This is a genomic window from Stenotrophomonas sp. AGC87, from assembly GCF_057333975.1.
In genome coordinates, this window is record NZ_JBHFHW010000015.1 from 117,071 (window position 1) to 133,826 (window position 16,756).

15 protein-coding genes and 1 other RNA gene are annotated in these 16,756 nt (G+C 67.6%); 13 read left to right on the plus strand and 3 right to left on the minus strand.

Annotated elements, in window-relative coordinates:
* Positions 1 to 38: 38 nt before the first annotated feature.
* The 3 genes from rnpB to ACE026_RS06630 form a co-directional block, all read right to left on the minus strand.
* Positions 39 to 389, minus strand: an RNA gene (gene rnpB, locus ACE026_RS06620) — RNase P RNA component class A.
* A 40-nt stretch (positions 390 to 429) separates the two neighbouring features.
* Positions 430 to 909 carry a DM13 domain-containing protein gene (locus tag ACE026_RS06625; RefSeq protein ID WP_486038444.1) on the minus strand — a complete coding sequence of 160 codons (480 nt, stop codon included), beginning with the start codon at positions 907 to 909 and terminating at the stop codon, positions 430 to 432.
* Between the two features lie 234 nt (positions 910 to 1,143).
* Positions 1,144 to 1,920, minus strand: coding sequence for an NRDE family protein (locus ACE026_RS06630; protein ID WP_486038445.1), 777 nt, complete (start codon positions 1,918 to 1,920; stop codon positions 1,144 to 1,146).
* A 324-nt stretch (positions 1,921 to 2,244) separates the two neighbouring features.
* On the opposite strand from ACE026_RS06630, the gene mraZ reads away from it, so the two are divergent.
* From mraZ to ftsA, 13 genes are read left to right on the plus strand one after another with little or no spacing between them, the layout of a single operon-like run.
* On the plus strand, positions 2,245 to 2,691 hold the full coding sequence (mraZ, locus tag ACE026_RS06635; protein ID WP_019182494.1) for a division/cell wall cluster transcriptional repressor MraZ: 447 nt from the start codon (positions 2,245 to 2,247) through the stop codon (positions 2,689 to 2,691).
* Positions 2,692 to 2,705: 14 nt separating this feature from the next.
* Positions 2,706 to 3,674, plus strand: a complete 969-nt coding sequence (gene rsmH / locus ACE026_RS06640) for a 16S rRNA (cytosine(1402)-N(4))-methyltransferase RsmH (protein WP_486038446.1) — start codon at positions 2,706 to 2,708, stop codon at positions 3,672 to 3,674.
* Complete coding sequence (ftsL, locus tag ACE026_RS06645) at positions 3,671 to 3,934, plus strand: cell division protein FtsL (protein ID WP_019182492.1); 264 nt, start codon at positions 3,671 to 3,673, stop codon at positions 3,932 to 3,934. Before rsmH ends, ftsL begins: the two co-directional genes overlap by 4 nt.
* Entirely contained in the window at positions 3,931 to 5,775 is a 1,845-nt protein-coding gene (locus ACE026_RS06650) for a peptidoglycan D,D-transpeptidase FtsI family protein (RefSeq protein WP_350463607.1), read from the plus strand. Before ftsL ends, ACE026_RS06650 begins: the two co-directional genes overlap by 4 nt.
* Positions 5,772 to 7,274, plus strand: coding sequence for a UDP-N-acetylmuramoyl-L-alanyl-D-glutamate--2,6-diaminopimelate ligase (locus ACE026_RS06655; RefSeq protein WP_486038447.1), 1,503 nt, complete (start codon positions 5,772 to 5,774; stop codon positions 7,272 to 7,274). Before ACE026_RS06650 ends, ACE026_RS06655 begins: the two co-directional genes overlap by 4 nt.
* Positions 7,271 to 8,665 (plus strand): UDP-N-acetylmuramoyl-tripeptide--D-alanyl-D-alanine ligase, encoded by a 1,395-nt coding sequence (locus ACE026_RS06660; protein ID WP_486038448.1) that lies wholly within the window; start codon positions 7,271 to 7,273, stop codon positions 8,663 to 8,665. Before ACE026_RS06655 ends, ACE026_RS06660 begins: the two co-directional genes overlap by 4 nt.
* Entirely contained in the window at positions 8,655 to 9,740 is a 1,086-nt protein-coding gene (mraY, locus tag ACE026_RS06665) for a phospho-N-acetylmuramoyl-pentapeptide-transferase (protein WP_123728345.1), read from the plus strand. Before ACE026_RS06660 ends, mraY begins: the two co-directional genes overlap by 11 nt.
* A complete protein-coding gene (gene ftsW, locus ACE026_RS06670; protein WP_486038449.1) occupies positions 9,740 to 11,068 on the plus strand; it encodes a putative lipid II flippase FtsW in 1,329 nt (442 codons plus the stop codon). Before mraY ends, ftsW begins: the two co-directional genes overlap by 1 nt.
* Positions 11,065 to 12,159, plus strand: a complete 1,095-nt coding sequence (murG, locus tag ACE026_RS06675; protein WP_486038450.1) for an undecaprenyldiphospho-muramoylpentapeptide beta-N-acetylglucosaminyltransferase — start codon at positions 11,065 to 11,067, stop codon at positions 12,157 to 12,159. Before ftsW ends, murG begins: the two co-directional genes overlap by 4 nt.
* A gap of 37 nt (positions 12,160 to 12,196) precedes the next feature.
* A complete protein-coding gene (gene murC, locus ACE026_RS06680; RefSeq protein WP_313210226.1) occupies positions 12,197 to 13,633 on the plus strand; it encodes a UDP-N-acetylmuramate--L-alanine ligase in 1,437 nt (478 codons plus the stop codon).
* Positions 13,630 to 14,613, plus strand: coding sequence for a D-alanine--D-alanine ligase (locus ACE026_RS06685; protein ID WP_486038451.1), 984 nt, complete (start codon positions 13,630 to 13,632; stop codon positions 14,611 to 14,613). Before murC ends, ACE026_RS06685 begins: the two co-directional genes overlap by 4 nt.
* Positions 14,610 to 15,362 carry a cell division protein FtsQ/DivIB gene (locus ACE026_RS06690; RefSeq protein WP_486038452.1) on the plus strand — a complete coding sequence of 251 codons (753 nt, stop codon included), beginning with the start codon at positions 14,610 to 14,612 and terminating at the stop codon, positions 15,360 to 15,362. The genes ACE026_RS06685 and ACE026_RS06690 overlap by 4 nt, the downstream gene beginning before the upstream one ends.
* Positions 15,359 to 16,594, plus strand: a complete 1,236-nt coding sequence (gene ftsA, locus ACE026_RS06695; RefSeq protein ID WP_486038453.1) for a cell division protein FtsA — start codon at positions 15,359 to 15,361, stop codon at positions 16,592 to 16,594. The genes ACE026_RS06690 and ftsA overlap by 4 nt, the downstream gene beginning before the upstream one ends.
* Positions 16,595 to 16,756 lie beyond the last annotated feature (162 nt).

Below are 16,756 nucleotides of genomic sequence, written 5' to 3' on the forward strand. Positions count from 1 at the left end.
CGCAAACCGTGGGGCTTCTTCGCGGCATCGCGAAGAAAGGGCGGAGCCGGCCGATAAGCCGGGTTTTGTCGTGGACAGTCATTCTTCTAGGCGCTGCGTCACCGCAGCGCTCAAGCAACCTACCCGGACCCGACGCGGGCCACGCCATTAGGTCCCTATTTGGTCTTGCTCCAGGTGGGGTTTGCCGTGCCGGTCTGTTGCCAGACTCGCGGTGCGCTCTTACCGCACCATTTCACCCTTACCGGTTTCCCGAAGGAAACGTAGGCGGTATCTTTCTGTTGCACTTTCCGTCGGCTTGCGCCGCCCAGGCGTTACCTGGCACCTTGCCCTGTGGAGCCCGGACTTTCCTCGGCATCCGCAAGGGATGACGCGACTGTCTGGCCGACTCCGCCGCACGCATTGTCCCACATTCACTCGCGGGGCGGGCGATCAACCCGGGGTGCGGTACTGCCCGGCCGAGATGAATTGCGCGAAGCGTTCGCACCACACCACGACGGTGGTGAATTCCTCCACGTCCACGCCGGTCGGCACTTCGACCACGAAGCGGTTGAAGGTCTTCACCTCGCCGATGCGCACCGCATCGGCCTTGATCCGTTCGAACCCGGCCTTGGTGTCGACGAACTCACGGGTCAGGTACACCTTGTAATCAGGACCGGGGGCGATCTTGCCGGTGAACGCGACCGCGGTGGGGCTTACGCTCAGTTTGCCGTCGGCCCAGTGCAGCGCATCGCTGCCCTTCTGGTCGCGGTGCAGGGTGGCGTGGTATCGCGCTTGGTCCATCGCGGCCTGCACCTGCTGCACGGGCGGATCGTCAGGGGCGGTCAGAATGGGCAGGAAGTACACCCCCAGCCCGAATCCCACGCCAAGCGTGAGCAGATGGGTGGCCAATAGAAGGATGAGGCGTCGCATGCAGGGCTCCGGTCCAGACAGAACGCGGCGAAGTGCCGCCGGGCCATCCTCTCTGCGGGGTGCAGGGGGTCAAGTGCTGGACGACGTCGAATCGGGAGGGCGCCGAAGCTCGCCCCGCCCGGGCACGCCGTATTGCCCGAAATCCCTTGTGGCACAACGCGTTAGACTTCGGTGAACACCTTTACTTGTGGCTGAACTTCCCCGCCGCGCCTGCGTGGGAGCGGGCTGGTTGCGTCATGTTGCCGCCGTCGGCGGTGCAACCGGCAGTCGGGTCTCACCGGTGCAGTGGCCCTGCGCATCGAACCGCCGCTCGGTGATGAAGCCGTGGCCGTTGGCGTCCAGCGCGATGATCGTGCTGGCGCGGGTGCCGTACTCGGGGCTGCGGATGAAGGCGGACGACAGCCAGCGCTCGCGCTCCAGGCCGATGCCGGTCTCCGGCAGAGCGCTGTCGTCAGCGCGGGTCTCATCACGCAGGGCCTCCCACAGTGGGGCCAGATCGTCGTCGCCGTGGTCCGCCCACGCGCGCAGCGCTGCGTTCAATGTCACGGTTTTCGGCCACGGCGCATCCAGCGGCCCGTTGGACATGCCATGGATGCCCGGCGCCAGTGACTGGCGGTGCAGGGGGTGGTTGCCCAGGAACTGGCAGCTGTCGCGGTCGGCCAGTAATAGATTGAAGGGGGCGAATTCGACTGCCCGCCGCGAGAGCTCGTCCGCGAACAGTGCGGCCGGCGCGGCATCACGCAGATAGTCGGCCACCAGCGCGCCGCGTGAGGGGCCGGTCTGCCGGGCGAGCGGATCGCGGACGTTGGTCACCACCGCCATCCGCCCCTCCGGCCCGATTCCGGCCCAGGTCCCGCCTGAGCGCAGGTCGCGGCCGGCGGCCACCCCGTCATCCGGTGCGGGCCATCGGCCCAGGGCGGCGGTCGGCCGCGCGTGGAACTCATCGCGGTTGCCGGCCATGACCAGCTGCCAGCGGGGGTGGGTTTTCCAGGCAAGGGCGAGCAGACACATGCCTCACATTGTGCCGGGTCTGCGCAGCGCCGAGGCGATGGCGCCCCCGCCAGGGATGAATACGGGTCGATGTTTCACGCGGCCTCCACAGGCCTGAACTTCGGCGAAATCTCAAAAAATGAGACGAAACAGCAACTTGTGGATAAGCCTTGAACAAGTCTCTAAACATTGCTGCAAGCCCTTGATGTTCAAAGTGATTTCCGCTTCGCAAAGTTGTTGACAACCCAATCGGCACTGCTAAGGTGGGCATCAGAGGGGAAACCGGGTTTTTTGTGGTTTTTCGTGGTTCAATGTTTCACCGGGCGAAGGAAAGGTGAAAACGTCGTGTTTCAAGGCGAGACGGCCATCACTGTTGACGACAAAGGGCGCATGGCGGTTCCGACCGCGCATCGCGACCTTGTCGCGCGTGTGAGCAACAACCGTCTGGTCCTGACCTACAACCCGTTCGAGTCCGGCTGCCTCTGGCTGTACGCCGAACAGGAATGGGAACGCGTCCGTGATGACGTCATGTCCAAGCCCAACACACAGCGCGTCGTGCGCCTCCTGCAGCAGAAGCTGGTCGGTTCGGCCGCGCATCTGGAGTTGGACGGCAACGGCCGCATCAGTATTCCCGCCAGCCACCGTGGTGCCGTTGGCATTGAAAAGAAGGCGGTGCTGCTCGGTATGGGCGACAAATTCGAATTGTGGAGCGAGCAGGCTCATCGCGCGTTGATCCAGCAGACGTTGTCTGACGAGGATCTCGGCGATGGGTTGCTCGACCTGAAGTTGTGAGCCGGGGTGCCCGGATGCGCGGAGCAGCGCAGACCGGTCACCTTCCGGTGTCGCAGTCGCCGGCAGGCCACCTGCCGGTCCTGTACACGCAGGTCCTGGATGGCCTGAAGGTGATCGAAAACGGAGTGTATCTCGATGGCACGTTTGGTCGTGGCGGTCACGCCCGCGGCGTGCTCGAGCAACTCGGTCCTGGAGGCCGGCTGCTGGTCATGGACAAGGATCCGGAGGCGATTGCGGTAGCCGAGCGTGATTTCGCGCCGGACCCGCGCGTCTCGATCTTCCGTGGCAGCTTCGCCGACCTGCTGCACTGGGAGGCCACCGCCGAGGGCCTGGATGGCGTGCTGTTCGACCTGGGCGTGTCCTCGCCCCAGCTGGATGTCGCCGAGCGCGGTTTCAGCTTCGGCAAGGACGGCCCGCTGGACATGCGCATGGATCCGGACAGCGGCGAAAGCGCGGCCCAGTGGCTCAACCGCGTTGAAGAGCGCGAGCTGATGGACGTGCTGTGGACCTATGGCGAAGAGCGCCAGGGCCGCCGCATCGCCAAGGCCATCGTCGCCCGCCGCGACAAGCAGCCCTTCACCCGCACCGCCGAGCTGGCGGAGTTGATCGCCTCGGTGATGCCGCGTGGCAAGGACAAGATCCACCCGGCCACGCGCAGCTTCCAGGCGATCCGCATCCATATCAACCGCGAACTGGCCGACCTTGAGGCGGGCCTGGACGCGGCGATGGCGCGGCTCAAGCCCGGTGGCCGGCTGGCGGTGATCAGCTTCCATTCACTGGAAGACCGCATCGTCAAACAGTTCATGAACCGCTACGCCAAGGCACCGCCGAGCAACCGCCGGTTGCCCGAGCTGGCGGCCTTCGTGCCGACGCTGGACCTGCACGGTGGCGCCATCAAGGCCGAAGACGACGAGCTGGCGGTCAATCCGCGCTCGCGCAGCGCCGTGCTGCGTGTCGCCGAAAAGCGCGGGGTGGCTGGATGAGCCGCCTGCTGTTGATCGTGCTGCTGGCCTGCACCGTCGCCTCGGCGATCGGTGTGGTGTTCATGCGCCATCGCCACCGCCAGACCTTCGTGGAGCTGTCCCGGGTCGAGCGTGCGCGCGATGAGATCAACATCGAGTTCGGTCGCCTGCAGCTTGAGCAGGCCACCCTGGCCGAGGCGACCCGGGTTGACCGCGTCGCCCGTGAGCGCCTGGGCATGAAGTTCCCCGAAGCGGCCGACGTCGTGGTGATCCGGCCATGAACAAGTCCGGCCGCAACCGTGCGCGCAACAGCTTCAACCTCCGCCAGCGCCTGAAGTGGGTGGGGTTGGCGCTCGGCCTGTGCTCGGTCTCGCTGGTCGGCCGCGCCGCCTACGTGCAGATCATCAACAGCGAGTTCTACCAGCGCCAGGGCGAAGCCCGTTACCTGCGCGAGCTGCCGATCAACACCTCGCGCGGCATGATCACCGACCGCAATGGCGAGCCGGTGGCGGTGTCCACCCCGGTCGCCTCGATCTGGGTCAACCCGCAGGAACTGCTGCGTTCGCCGGACCGTATCCCCGAGCTGGCGACCGCGCTGGGCATGCCGCTGGATGAGCTGACCTCCAAGCTCTCGCAGAAGGCCGATAAAGAATTCATGTACCTGCGCCGCCGGATCAATCCGGACGACGCGGAAAAAGTGGTCGCGATGAAGATCCCGGGCGTGGCCTCGCAGCGCGAGTTCCGCCGCTTCTACCCGCAGGGTGAGGCGATGGCGCACGTGCTCGGCTTCACCAACATCGACGACCGCGGCCAGGAAGGGCTGGAGCTGGCCTTCGACGAATGGCTGCGCGGCAAGGCCGGTGCCAAGCGCGTGATCCGCAACCGCAAGGGCGACACGGTGGAGAGCGATCTGCTGCGCGCCGCCGAGCCGGGCAAGGACCTCACCCTCAGCATTGACCGCCGCATCCAGTTCCTGGCGTTCAAGGAGCTGCGCAACGCGCTGATCGAGAACAAGGCCGCGGGCGGCTCGATGGTGATCATGGATGTGGCCACCGGCGAGATCCTGGCCATGGTCAACCTGCCGACCTACAACCCCAATGCCGTGGGTGGCGCTGCGCCGGACACCCGCCGCAACCGCGCGGTGACCGACCTGGTCGAGCCGGGTTCGACCATGAAGCCGCTGACCATCGCCTCGGCGCTGCAGTCCGGCGTGGTGACCAAAGACACCACCGTGGACACCAACCCGGGCTACATGGCGCTGGGCCGCTACACGATCAAGGACGTGCCGCGGAACAATGGCGTACTCACCGTCACCGGCGTGATCACCCGCAGCTCGAACATCGGCGCGGCCAAGATCGCCGCCAAGATGCCGGACCAGGTCTTCTACGACCACATTCACAGCTTCGGTTATGGCGTCGCCCCGCACAGCGGCTTCCCGGGCGAATCGGCCGGCGTGCTGCCGCGCCCGGCGCGCTGGAGTGGTCCGTCCAAGACCACCATGTCCTACGGCTACGGCCTGAATGTCAGCCCGCTGCAGATCGCCACGGCGTACTCGGCGCTGGGCAACGGCGGCAAGCTGATCGCGCCGACCTTCGTCAAGGGCCAGCGCAACGAAGGCAAGCAGATCATCGACGAGAAGATCGCCAAGGAAGTTGTGGCGATGATGGAAACCGTGGTCACCCAGGGCGGCGCCAAGCAGGCGGCGGTGCTGGGTTACCACGTGGCCGGCAAGACCGGCACCGCCCGCAAGGCCGGCCCCGGCGGCTACGAGCGCGGCCATTACAACGCGCTGTTCGCCGGTGTGGTGCCGGCCACCAACCCGCGCTTCGCCACGGTCATCGTCATCAACGACCCGCAGGGCGGCAAGTATTACGGCGGCCTGGTCTCCGCACCGGTGTTCCACAACGTCATGGAAGGCGCGCTGCGCCTGATGGACGTGCCGCCGGATGACATCGAGTCGTGGCTGGCCGCCCAGCAGTCCGGAAAGATGGGCCACTCGGCCTCGGTGCTGCCGATGCCGCCGCCGGAAACGGTGATCGCGCCCGATGCCGCCGCAGAATTCGATGCCGCGCTGCCCAGCGCGCACGCCACAGTGCCGCCCGCGCAGGGAGGCACGCAATGAGCCAGATGATGTTGCTGTCGCAGTTGCTTCCCGATGTGGTGCTGAGCCACGACCCGACCATCACCGGCCTGGTGCTGGACAGCCGTGCGGTGCGCCCGGGCAATGCCTTCGTGGCGATCGCCGGCTTCGGCGCGCACGGGCTGGGCTTTGTCGATCAGGCCCGCGCCAATGGCGCCGGGGCGATCCTGTTCGACCCGCCGGCCCCGGCCGAGCTGCCGGCCCCGGTCGATGCGATTGCCGTGCCGGGCCTGCGCCACCGCATGGGCGCGATGGCCGATCAGTTCCACGGCCACCCCTCGCGCGCGATGACGATGGTCGGCGTGACCGGCACCAACGGTAAAACCTCCACTGTGCAGTTGCTGGCCCAGGCCTGGCACCTGCTCGGCACCCGCAGCGGCAGTATCGGCACGCTGGGCGTCGGACTGTATGGCGAGGTGGTGCCGACCGGCTTCACCACGCCGCTGGTGCTGCAGATGCATGAGGTGCTGGCGCAGCTGCGCGACGGGGGTGCCCAGGCCGTGGCGATGGAAGTCAGCTCGCACGCGCTCGATCAGGGCCGCGTGGATGCCGTCCACTACGACGTGGCGGTGTTCACCAATCTCACCCGCGCCCATCTCGACTATCACGGCGACATGGCGCAGTACGGTGCGGCCAAGGCCAAGCTGTTCCACCGCGACGGGCTCAAGGCCGCCGTGGTCAACCTCGATGACAGTTTCGGCAGCGAACTGCTGCGCACTGTCGGCGAGAGCGTGCGCCCGATCGGCGTGAGCTCGCGCGGTGCCGCGCAGGCCACGGTACGCGCTGATTCACTCACCCTGGACGGTCGCGGCATCGCCTTCGATCTGGTCGTGGACGGTCAGCGCCACCCGGTGCAGTCGCCGCTGCTCGGCCGCTTCAACGTGGACAACCTGCTGGCCGTGGCCGGTGCGCTGTATGCGCTGGATCACGCCCCGGCCGCGATCGCCGCGCTGCTCTCGCAGCTGCAGCCGATCGCCGGGCGCATGAACCGCCTGGGCGGCGAGGGTGGCCTGCCCACCGTTGTGGTCGACTACGCGCACACCCCGGATGCGCTGGAACAGGCGCTGACCAGCGTGCAGGGTCATCTGGCCGGGCGCCTGATCTGCGTGTTCGGCTGCGGCGGCGAGCGCGATACCGGCAAGCGCCCGCAGATGGCCGCCATCGCAGAACGCCATGCCGACGTGGTGATCGTCACCGACGACAATCCGCGCGGCGAAGACGGCGACGTGATCGTGGCTGACATCCTCAAAGGATTTGCTGCACCCGCTGCCGTCACCGTGCAGCGCGACCGCGCCGCCGCGATCGCCACCGCGATCGGCCAGGCCGGCGCGGGCGACATCGTGCTGATCGCCGGCAAGGGCCATGAGCCCTATCAGGAGATCCACGGGGTCAAGCACGCCTTCGATGACACCGAGGTGGCCGGCCGTGTGCTGGCCGCGCGCGTAGACAAAGCGGGCACGCCGCGCATGGAGGCACCATGAAGCGCACCCCGCTGTCGCTGATCGCCCACTGGGCCGGTGGCGAGATCCATGGCGAAGATACCGCCATCGATGCCATCAGCAATGACACCCGTACGCTCGCGCCCGGCAGCCTGTATGTGGCGCTGCGTGGCGAGCGTTTCGATGGCCATGACTTCGCGGCCGACGCGCTGGCGCGCGGTGCCTCGGCGATGCTGGTCGAGCGCCTGCTCGATGTGGCCCTGCCGCAGATCGTGGTGGCCGACAGCGAACACGCCCTGGGACGTATCGCCGCCGGCATGCAGCGTGACCGCGACACCGCGGTCTTCGCGATCACCGGCAGCAACGGCAAGACCAGCGTCAAGAGCCTGCTGCTGGCGATCCTGGAGCAGGTGGCACGTGACGACCGCAAGGTGGTCTACGCCAACCCCGGCAACCGCAACAACGAGATCGGCCTGCCGCTGGCAGTGCTCGATGCCCCGGAAGATGCCGACTACGCCGTTTACGAGATGGGCGCCGGCAAGCCGGGCGATATCGCCTACCTCACCGAGATCGTGCGCCCGCACTACGCGCTGGTGAACAACATCGCCCCGGCGCATCTGGAACGCATGGGCAGCCTGCAGGGCGTGGCCACCACCAAGGGCGCGATCTACGCGGCGCTGCCTTCCGATGGCGTGGCGGTGATCAATGCCGATGACGCCTTCGGGATCTGGTTCGAACAGCACATCGTCGGCCAGCCGCCGCGCTGCCGTGTGCTGCGCTACGGCCTGGAGCACAGCGCCGATGTCACCGCACGTGCGATCCGCCCGGCCGCGCAGGGCAGCCAGTTCGTGCTGTCCACGCCCGCGGGCGATGCCGAGATCACGCTGGGCCTGCCGGGCCGCCACAACATCAGCAACGCGCTGGCCGCTGCCTCGCTGGCGCTGGCCGCGGGCATTGCGGTGGCGCAGATCGCCGCCGGCCTGGCCCGCGCCGAGCCGGTGCCGGGCCGCCAGATCGCGCACCAGCTGCCCAGCGGCGCGGTGCTGATCGATGACAGTTACAACGCCAATCCGGGTTCGCTGGCCGCCGCCATCGATGCCCTGGCCGCCTCGAAGGACGAGGGCTGGCTGGTACTGGGCGATATGCGCGAACTCGGCCCGGACGGCGAGGCGCTGCATGCCCAGGCTGGCCGCCGCGCCCGCGATGCCGGCCTGAAGCGGCTGTACACGCTCGGCCCGCTGAGCGCCGCCGCCTCGACCGCCTTCGGTGAAGGCGGCCAGCCGTTCCAGAGTCACCAGGCCCTGGCCGCCGCGCTCGCCACCGAACTGCATGCCGGCGTGCGCTGCCTGGTCAAGGGCTCGCGTGGCAGCGCCATGGACACGATCGTCAAAGCGCTGCTCGCGCAAGGAGAGGAAACCCCCAATGTTGCTTGAACTGGCCCGATGGCTGCAGCAGTTGGAGAGCCTGTTCGGGCTGTTCGGCTACCTGACCCTGCGCGGCATCCTCGCGGCGCTGACCGCCCTGTTCCTGTCGCTGTGGCTCGGCCCGGCGATGATCCGCAAGCTGGCCCAGTTCAAGGGCGGCCAGCCGATCCGTACCGATGGCCCGCAGACCCATTTCGCCAAGGCCGGCACGCCGACCATGGGCGGCTCGCTGATCCTGCTGACGATCACGCTGTCGGTGCTGCTGTGGGCTGACCTGCGCAACCGTTACGTTTGGCTGGTGCTGGCCGTGATGCTGTGCTTCGGCGCGATCGGCTGGTACGACGACTGGATCAAGATCGTCCGCCGCGACCCCAACGGCCTGAAGTCGCGTTGGAAGTACCTGCTGCAGTCGATCTTCGGTCTGGCTGCCGGTCTGTTCCTGTTCTACACCGCCGATGTCCCGGCGGCGATGACGTTCTACATCCCGATGTTCAAGTCGATCGCGCTGCCGCTGGCCGGCGTCAGCTTCGTGGCCATCGCGTATTTCTGGATCGTCGGCTTCTCCAACGCGGTCAACCTGACCGACGGCCTGGACGGGTTGGCGATCATGCCGACCGTGCTGGTCGCCTGCGCGCTGGGCGTGTTCGCCTATGCCTCGGGCAACGTGGTGTTCTCCAGCTATCTGCAGATCCCGCAGATTCCGGGCGCCGGTGAGCTGGTCATCATCTGCGCGGCGATCGCCGGTGCAGGCCTGGGCTTCCTCTGGTTCAACACCTATCCGGCCATGGTCTTCATGGGCGACATCGGCGCGCTGGCGCTGGGTGCGGTGCTGGGTACGATCGCGGTGATCACCCGCCAGGAACTGGTGCTGGTGGTGATGGGCGGCGTGTTCGTGATCGAGACGCTCTCGGTGATGATCCAGGTCGCCTCGTTCAAGCTGACCGGCAAGCGCGTGTTCCGCATGGCGCCGATCCACCACCACTTCGAACTGAAGGGCTGGCCGGAGCCGCGCGTGATCGTGCGCTTCTGGATCATCTCGGTGGTGCTGGTCCTGATCGGCCTGGCCACGTTGAAGGTCCGCTGATGAACGACCTGTCGCGCCAAGCCACCCGCCTGGAAGCCATCGGAGGCCACTTCGACAAGTGGCTGCTGGGCGCGATCATCGCGCTCACCGGGCTGGGCGTGGTGATGGTCGCGTCGAGCTCGATCGCGCTGATGAGCAGCCCGTTCTATTACCTCAACCGCCACCTGATCTTCCTGGCGGTGGGTATCGGCCTGGCGATCATCGCCATGCGCACCGAGCTCAAAAGCATCGAGCAGTACAACCAGATCCTGCTGCTGGGCTGCTTCGCGCTGCTGGTGGTGGTGTTCATCCCGGGCCTGGGCAGCAGCGTCAACGGTGCCCGCCGCTGGATCAACCTGGGTATTTCCAAGTTCCAGACCGTCGAAGCGGTGAAGGTGCTCTACATCGTGTGGCTGTCCAGCTATCTGGTCCGCTTCCGCGATGAGGTCAACGCCACCTGGCCGGCAATGCTCAAGCCGCTGGGCGTGGCCGGCGCGCTGGTGGTGCTGCTGCTGCTGCAGCCGGACTTCGGCTCCTCCACCCTGCTGCTGGCCATCACCGCCGGCATGCTGGTGCTGGGCGGGGTCAACATGCCGCGCATGTCCATGCCGGTGATCATCGGCATGGTCGGCATGAGCGCGCTGGCGATCATCGAACCGTACCGCATGCGCCGCATCACCTCCTTCCTGGATCCGTGGGCCGATCAGCAGGGCGACGGCTACCAGCTGTCCAACGCGCTGATGGCCGTGGGCCGTGGCGAGTGGACCGGCGTGGGCCTGGGCAATTCGGTGCAGAAGCTCTATTACCTGCCCGAAGCGCATACCGACTTCATCTTCTCGGTCACCGCCGAGGAGCTGGGCTTCCTTGGCACCTGCCTGATCATTTCGCTATATGCGCTGCTGGTCGGCCGCACCTTCTGGCTGGGCATGCGCTGCGTGGAAATGAAGCGCCACTTCTCCGGCTACATCGCCTTCGGCATCGGCCTGTGGATCAGCATGCAGAGCTTCGTCTCGATCGGGGTCAACCTCGGCATCCTGCCGACCAAGGGCCTGACCCTGCCGCTGATTTCCTCGGGCGGCTCGAGCGTGCTGATGACCTGCGTGGCGATGGGTCTGCTGCTGCGTGTCTCTTATGAACTGGACCGCGCCGAGCGCCGCCAGGCCGTGCGCATGGGCGCCGACCAGGAAGGCCCGCTGCCGAGCGACATCCCCAAGGCAGACAGCGCCAGTGCGGTCGCCGCGGCGATGCAGGACAGCGGCAACCGCGATGCCGCACCGCGCGACAGCTCCACGCGTGGCACCAGCCGCATGCAGCAACGCATCGAGCCGACGCTGGGGAGGATGGGATGAGCACGCCTCGCCTCGATCCGTCCCAGCGCCCGGTCATGATCATGGCCGGCGGTACCGGTGGGCACATCTTCCCCGGCCTGGCCGTGGCCAAGGTGCTGCGCGAACGCGGCGTGCCGGTCACCTGGCTCGGTGCCGATGGCGCGATGGAAACGCGCCTGGTGCCACAGCACGATATCCACATCGATACGCTGGCCATCGGCGGCCTGCGCGGCAAGGGCAAGCTGGCCCTGATCGGCGCACCGCTGCGGCTGCTGCGCGCGATCCGCGCGGCCGGCTTCCTGATCCGCGATCGCCAGCCGCGCGCGGTGATCGCCTTCGGTGGCTTCGCCTCCGGCCCCGGTGGTATCGCCGCGCGCCTGCATGGCCTGCCGCTGCTGGTGCACGAACAGAACCGCGCACCGGGCATGACCAACCGCGTGCTGTCGCGCTTCGCGCGCCGCGTGCTGGCCGGTTTCCCGGGCAGCTTCGCCAAGCGTGAGGAAGCGGTCGGCAACCCGGTGCGTGCCGAGATCGCCGCGATCACGCCGCCCGAGCTGCGCCTGGCCAACCGTCAGGGTCCGCTGCGTCTGCTGGTACTCGGCGGCAGCCAGGGTGCACGCGTGCTCAACAACGCGGTGCCCAAGGCACTGGCTGCGCTGGGCGCTGGCATGCCGGCGCAGGTGCGCCACCAGAGCGGCGAGAAGCTGCATGCCGAGGCGCTGCAGGCGTATGCCGATGCCGGTGAGCAGGCAAGCGTGGAACCGTTCATTGCCGATATGGCCGAGGCGTTCGCCTGGGCCGATCTGGTGGTGTGCCGCTCCGGCGCCTCCACCTTGGCCGAGCTGTGCGCGGTCGGCGTGGGCAGCGTGCTGGTGCCGTTCGCCGCGGCCGTCGCCGATCACCAGACCCGCAATGCGGAGTATCTGGTCGAGCGCGGCGCCGCTGTATTGCTGAAGCAGGATGAAACGCTGGCGACGCAGCTGGAAGGCGTGTTGCGCGATTTGTCCGAAAATTCCGCCCGACGCATGCAGATGGCCCATGCCGCGCGTGCCCTGGCCAAGGTCGATGCCGCTGAGCGCATCGCCGACATCATTCTCGAGGAATCCAAATGAACACCGCTACGCGCGCCAGCCTGGCGCGAGGCCGCGCATGATCCGCCGCCTCCACGACACCAACGACCTGGTACGCGCGTTCCCGCGCGTGCACTTCGTCGGCATCGGCGGCACCGGCATGAGCGGCATCGCCGAAGTGATGCTGACGCTGGGCTATGAAGTGTCCGGTTCGGACAATGCCGACAACGCCGCGACCCGCCGCCTGGCCGGCCTGGGTGCGCGCGTGATGCGCGGCCACTCGGCCGCCAATGTGCTCGGCACCGACTGCGTGGTCGTCTCCAGCGCGATCCGCGATGACAACCCGGAACTGATGGAAGCGCGCAGCCAGCGCATTCCGATCATGCCGCGCGCGGCGATGCTGGCCGAACTGATGCGCTTCCGCCGCGGTATCGCGGTGGCCGGCACGCACGGCAAGACGACCACCACCAGCCTCACCGCCGCGGTGCTGAGCGAAGGCGGGCTGGACCCGACCTTCGTGATCGGCGGCCAGCTGCTCGCCGCCGGTGCCAACGCCAAGCTCGGCGGTGGCCAGTGGCTGGTGGCCGAAGCCGACGAGAGCGATGGCAGCTTCCTGCGCCTGAACCCGCTGGTCTCGGTGATCACCAACATCGATTCGGACCACCTGGAAAACTACGGCAACGATTTCGCCCGCGTCCAGGCCGCGTTCGCCGAGTTCCTGCAGCGACTGCCGTTCTACGGGCTGGCGGTGCTGTGCATCGACGATCCGGAAGTGGCCGCATTGGCTGCGCAGACGCCGCGCCATGTCATGAGCTATGGCATGAGCAGCAACGCTGACGTGCGCGCCGAGGATGTGGTCCAGGACGGCCCGCGCATGCATTTCACCCTGCGCCTGCCGGAAGGCAGCAGCCACCCGGTGACGCTGGCCCTGCCGGGCGCGCACAACGTGCTCAACGCGCTGGCCGCCGCCGCCGTGGGCTGGCAGCTGGGCGTGGCGCCGGATGCGATCGCGCGTGCGCTGGAGAGTTTTGCCGGCATCGGCCGCCGCTTCAATGACCTGGGCATCGTCACCACGCACACCGGTGCCAAGGTCCGCGTGATCGACGACTACGGCCACCACCCTCGTGAGCTGGCCGCCGTGTTCGCCGCCGCCCGGGGTGGCTGGCCAAGCCAGCGCCTGGTCGTGGCGTTCCAGCCGCACCGTTACAGCCGCACCCGCGACCAGTTCGATGCCTTTGCCGCGGTGCTGTCCGAAGTGGATGCACTGGTGCTGAGCGAGGTCTACCCGGCCGGCGAAGCACCGATCCCGGGCGCCGATTCGCGTTCACTGGCCCGCGCCATCCGTGCGCGCGGCCGCAGCGAGCCGGTCGTGGTCGGCAACGCCGCAGAACTGGCGCACGTGCTGCCTGACGTGCTGCAGGACGGCGACCTGCTGCTGATGATGGGGGCCGGCGACATCGGCTACATCGCCCAGCAGATCGCCGGCGAAGGCTTCCAGGAGACCCCGGCGGCATGAACGCGCTGACCTTCCCGCCGCTGCGCCTCACCGACCCGGCCATGTTCGGCCGCGTTGCCGTGCTGCTGGGTGGTACCTCCAGCGAGCGCAACGTCTCGCTGGATTCCGGCCGCAACGTGATCGAAGCGCTGCGCGCGCGCGGCGTCGATGCGATCGCGGTCGACGGCATCCCGGCCCTGGCGCTCGCGCTGGTCGAGAAGCGCTTCGACCGCGTCTTCAACATCCTCCACGGCCATAACGGCGGTGGCGAAGACGGCATCGTGCAGGGCCTGATGGAAGCCTTTGGCGTGCCCTACACCGGCTCGGACGTGCTGGGCTCGGCGTTGAGCATGGACAAGATCCGCACCAAGCAGGTGTGGCTGTCGCACGGCCTGCCGACCCCGCGTTTCATCGCGCTGGACCAGGCCTCCGATGTCCACGCCGCCGCGGCCGGGCTCGGCCTGCCGGTGGTGGTCAAGCCGGCCAACGAAGGCTCCAGCGTCGGCATCAGCCGTGTGGTTGAAGAGGCCGGGCTGGATGAGGCGGTCGCGCTGGCGGTGCGCTATGACGGCCAGCTGCTGATGGAGCAGATGGTGGTCGGTGACGAGTTGACCGTGGCGATCCTGGGTGACCAGGCGCTGCCGTCGATCCGCATCGTGCCCAAGGGGCAGTGGTACGACTACAACGCCAAGTACATCGCCGAGGACACCCAGTACCTGTGCCCGGGCCTGGAAGGCGAGGACGAAGTCGAGATCCGCCGCCTCGCGCTGGCCGCGTTCCGCGCTGCCGGCTGCCGTGGCTGGGGCCGGGTGGACGTGATGCGCGACCGCAGCAGCGGCCGTTTCTACCTGCTGGAAGTGAACACCGCGCCGGGCATGACCAGCCATTCGCTGGTGCCCAAGGCGGCCAGCCAGGCCGGGATCGGCTTTGAAGAGCTGGTCTGGCGCGTGCTGGAACAGACCCTGCCGGGTCACGCCGCACAGGAGCACAGCCACGCATGAACGCGGTGCTGCGCATCTTCGTCTGGTTGCTGGCCCTGTCGGTCGTGGCACTGCCCGTGGTGGCGGTGCTCAACGGCTGGGTCGGTGCCGAGCGGTGGCCGTTGGCCAAGCTGCGCGTGCACGGTGAGTTCAAGCGGGTCCCGGCCGAACAGCTGCAGCAGGTGGTGCTGCCGTATGCGAAGTCCGGCTTCTTCGCGGTCAAGCTGCAGGATGCGCAGGACGCCATCGAAACGTTGCCGTGGGTGGAAAGCGCGCAGGTCCGCAAGCAGTGGCCGGACGTGCTGGAAATCACCCTGGTCGAGCACAAGCCGTTCGCCCGTTGGGGCCATGACCGCCTGCTCTCCGAGCAGGGCAAGCTGTTCGCCACCCCGAAGAAGCTGCAGGACCTGGAACTGCCCGACCTGGATGGGCCGGACAGCCAGACCGAAGAAGTGGTCGCGCTCTACAACGATGCGCGCGCGCTGTTCGCGCCGGCCGGGGTGGACGTCAAGCGGGTCAGCATGGACGCACGCGGCAGCTGGTCGCTGGTGCTGAGCAACGGCACCGAAGTGGTGGTGGGCCGCGACGATGCCCGCTCGCGCCTGCAGCGTTTCGTACGCGTGCTCCCGCAGCTGGCCAACCAGGCGGCGCCGATCGAGCGCGCCGACCTCCGATACACCAATGGTTTCACGCTGAGCTGGGGTACCCCGGCTCCGGCCGCACCGGCCACGCCGGCCAATGTGGCGCACAGGACGCAGGACAGGACATGAATCGCAAGGGTGACAAATCACTGATCGTTGGTCTGGATATCGGCACCTCCAAGGTGGTGGCGCTGGTCGGCGAGTATTCGCCGGGCAATCCGATCGAGGTCATCGGCATCGGCTCGCACGAATCGCGCGGTCTCAAGCGCGGCGTGGTGGTGGATATCGAATCGACCGTGCAGTCCATCCAGCGTGCGGTCGAAGAGGCCGAGCTGATGGCCGGCTGCGAAATCCGCTCGGTGTATGCCTCGATCTCCGGCAACCACGTGCAGTGCAAGAACTCGCCCGGCATCGTGCCGATCCGCGACGGCGAAGTGACCTGGGGCGACCTGGATCGCGTGCTGGACGCGGCCAAGGCGGTGGCGATCCCGGCCGACCAGAAGATCCTGCATGCGATCCCGCGCGAGTACGTGCTGGACGATTCGCAGGAAGGCATCCGCAACCCGGTCGGCATGACCGGCGTGCGCCTGGAAGTGCATGCCCACCTGGTGGTGTGCGCACAATCGGCCGCGGCCAACATCTCCAAGTGCGTGCAGCGCTGCGGCCTGCAGGTCGATGACCTGGTGCTCTCTTCGCTGGCCTCCAGCGTGGCCGTGCTGACCGCCGACGAGCGCGAGCTGGGCGTGGTGCTGGTCGACATGGGCGCCGGCACCACCGACCTGGCCGTGTTCGTGCAGGGCGCGATCTGCCATACCGCCTCGCTGCCGATCGCCGGCGACCACGTCACCAACGACATCGCACACATGCTGCGCACGCCCACCCCGGAAGCCGAGCAGATCAAGGTGCGCTATGCCTGCGCCCTGGCCCAGCTGGCCACCGCCGAGGAAAGCATCCAGGTGCCCAGCGTCGGCGATCGTCCGCCGCGCCGGATGCCGCGCCACGCACTCGCCCAGGCGGTGCAGGGCCGCTACGAAGAGATCTTCGAGATGGTGCAGGCCGAACTGCGCCGCTCCGGTTTCGAAGAACTCGTGCGCGCCGGCATGGTGCTCACCGGTGGCGCCTCGAAGATGGAAGGCGTGGTCGAACTGGCCGAGGAAATGCTGCAGATGCCGGTGCGCGTGGGCATTCCGCAGCACGTCACCGGGCTGGGCGAAGTGGTGGGCAACCCCGTGCATGCCACCGGTGTGGGCCTGCTGCTGATGGGCAGCCAGACCGAACACCCGCGTCGCCCGTCGCTGCCCACCGGCCGCGCCGGCAGCATGTTCAAAAAGCTCAAGACCTGGTTCCGCGGCGAGTTCTGATCGCGGTTCGCAACACGCAGTACACATGCAATACGCGATAAGCAGTTCCCGAAAAATCCACGTAGTCCACGCAACACCGGCAACACCCCGCAGTGCGATGTAGCAACACCGGCCCACGGGTCGTTCTTTGAAGCAGGCAATACCGCCGCGGTTGGCTCTATC

Bases quoted from the DNA above. Each gene is read 5' to 3' on its own strand.
- ACE026_RS06650 (WP_350463607.1), top strand. From the start codon at position 3,931: ATGAACAAGTCCGGCCGCAACCGTGCGCGCAACAGCTTCAACCTCCGC.
- ACE026_RS06655 (WP_486038447.1), top strand. From the start codon at position 5,772: ATGAGCCAGATGATGTTGCTGTCGCAGTTGCTTCCCGATGTGGTGCTG.
- ACE026_RS06685 (WP_486038451.1), top strand. From the start codon at position 13,630: ATGAACGCGCTGACCTTCCCGCCGCTGCGCCTCACCGACCCGGCCATG.
- ftsL (WP_019182492.1), top strand. From the start codon at position 3,671: ATGAGCCGCCTGCTGTTGATCGTGCTGCTGGCCTGCACCGTCGCCTCG.
- ACE026_RS06630 (WP_486038445.1), bottom strand. From the start codon at position 1,920: ATGTGTCTGCTCGCCCTTGCCTGGAAAACCCACCCCCGCTGGCAGCTG.
- murC (WP_313210226.1), top strand. From the start codon at position 12,197: ATGATCCGCCGCCTCCACGACACCAACGACCTGGTACGCGCGTTCCCG.
- ACE026_RS06625 (WP_486038444.1), bottom strand. From the start codon at position 909: ATGCGACGCCTCATCCTTCTATTGGCCACCCATCTGCTCACGCTTGGC.
- ftsW (WP_486038449.1), top strand. From the start codon at position 9,740: ATGAACGACCTGTCGCGCCAAGCCACCCGCCTGGAAGCCATCGGAGGC.
- mraY (WP_123728345.1), top strand. From the start codon at position 8,655: ATGTTGCTTGAACTGGCCCGATGGCTGCAGCAGTTGGAGAGCCTGTTC.
- rsmH (WP_486038446.1), top strand. From the start codon at position 2,706: ATGCGCGGAGCAGCGCAGACCGGTCACCTTCCGGTGTCGCAGTCGCCG.
- ftsA (WP_486038453.1), top strand. From the start codon at position 15,359: ATGAATCGCAAGGGTGACAAATCACTGATCGTTGGTCTGGATATCGGC.
- murG (WP_486038450.1), top strand. From the start codon at position 11,065: ATGAGCACGCCTCGCCTCGATCCGTCCCAGCGCCCGGTCATGATCATG.
- ACE026_RS06690 (WP_486038452.1), top strand. From the start codon at position 14,610: ATGAACGCGGTGCTGCGCATCTTCGTCTGGTTGCTGGCCCTGTCGGTC.
- ACE026_RS06660 (WP_486038448.1), top strand. From the start codon at position 7,271: ATGAAGCGCACCCCGCTGTCGCTGATCGCCCACTGGGCCGGTGGCGAG.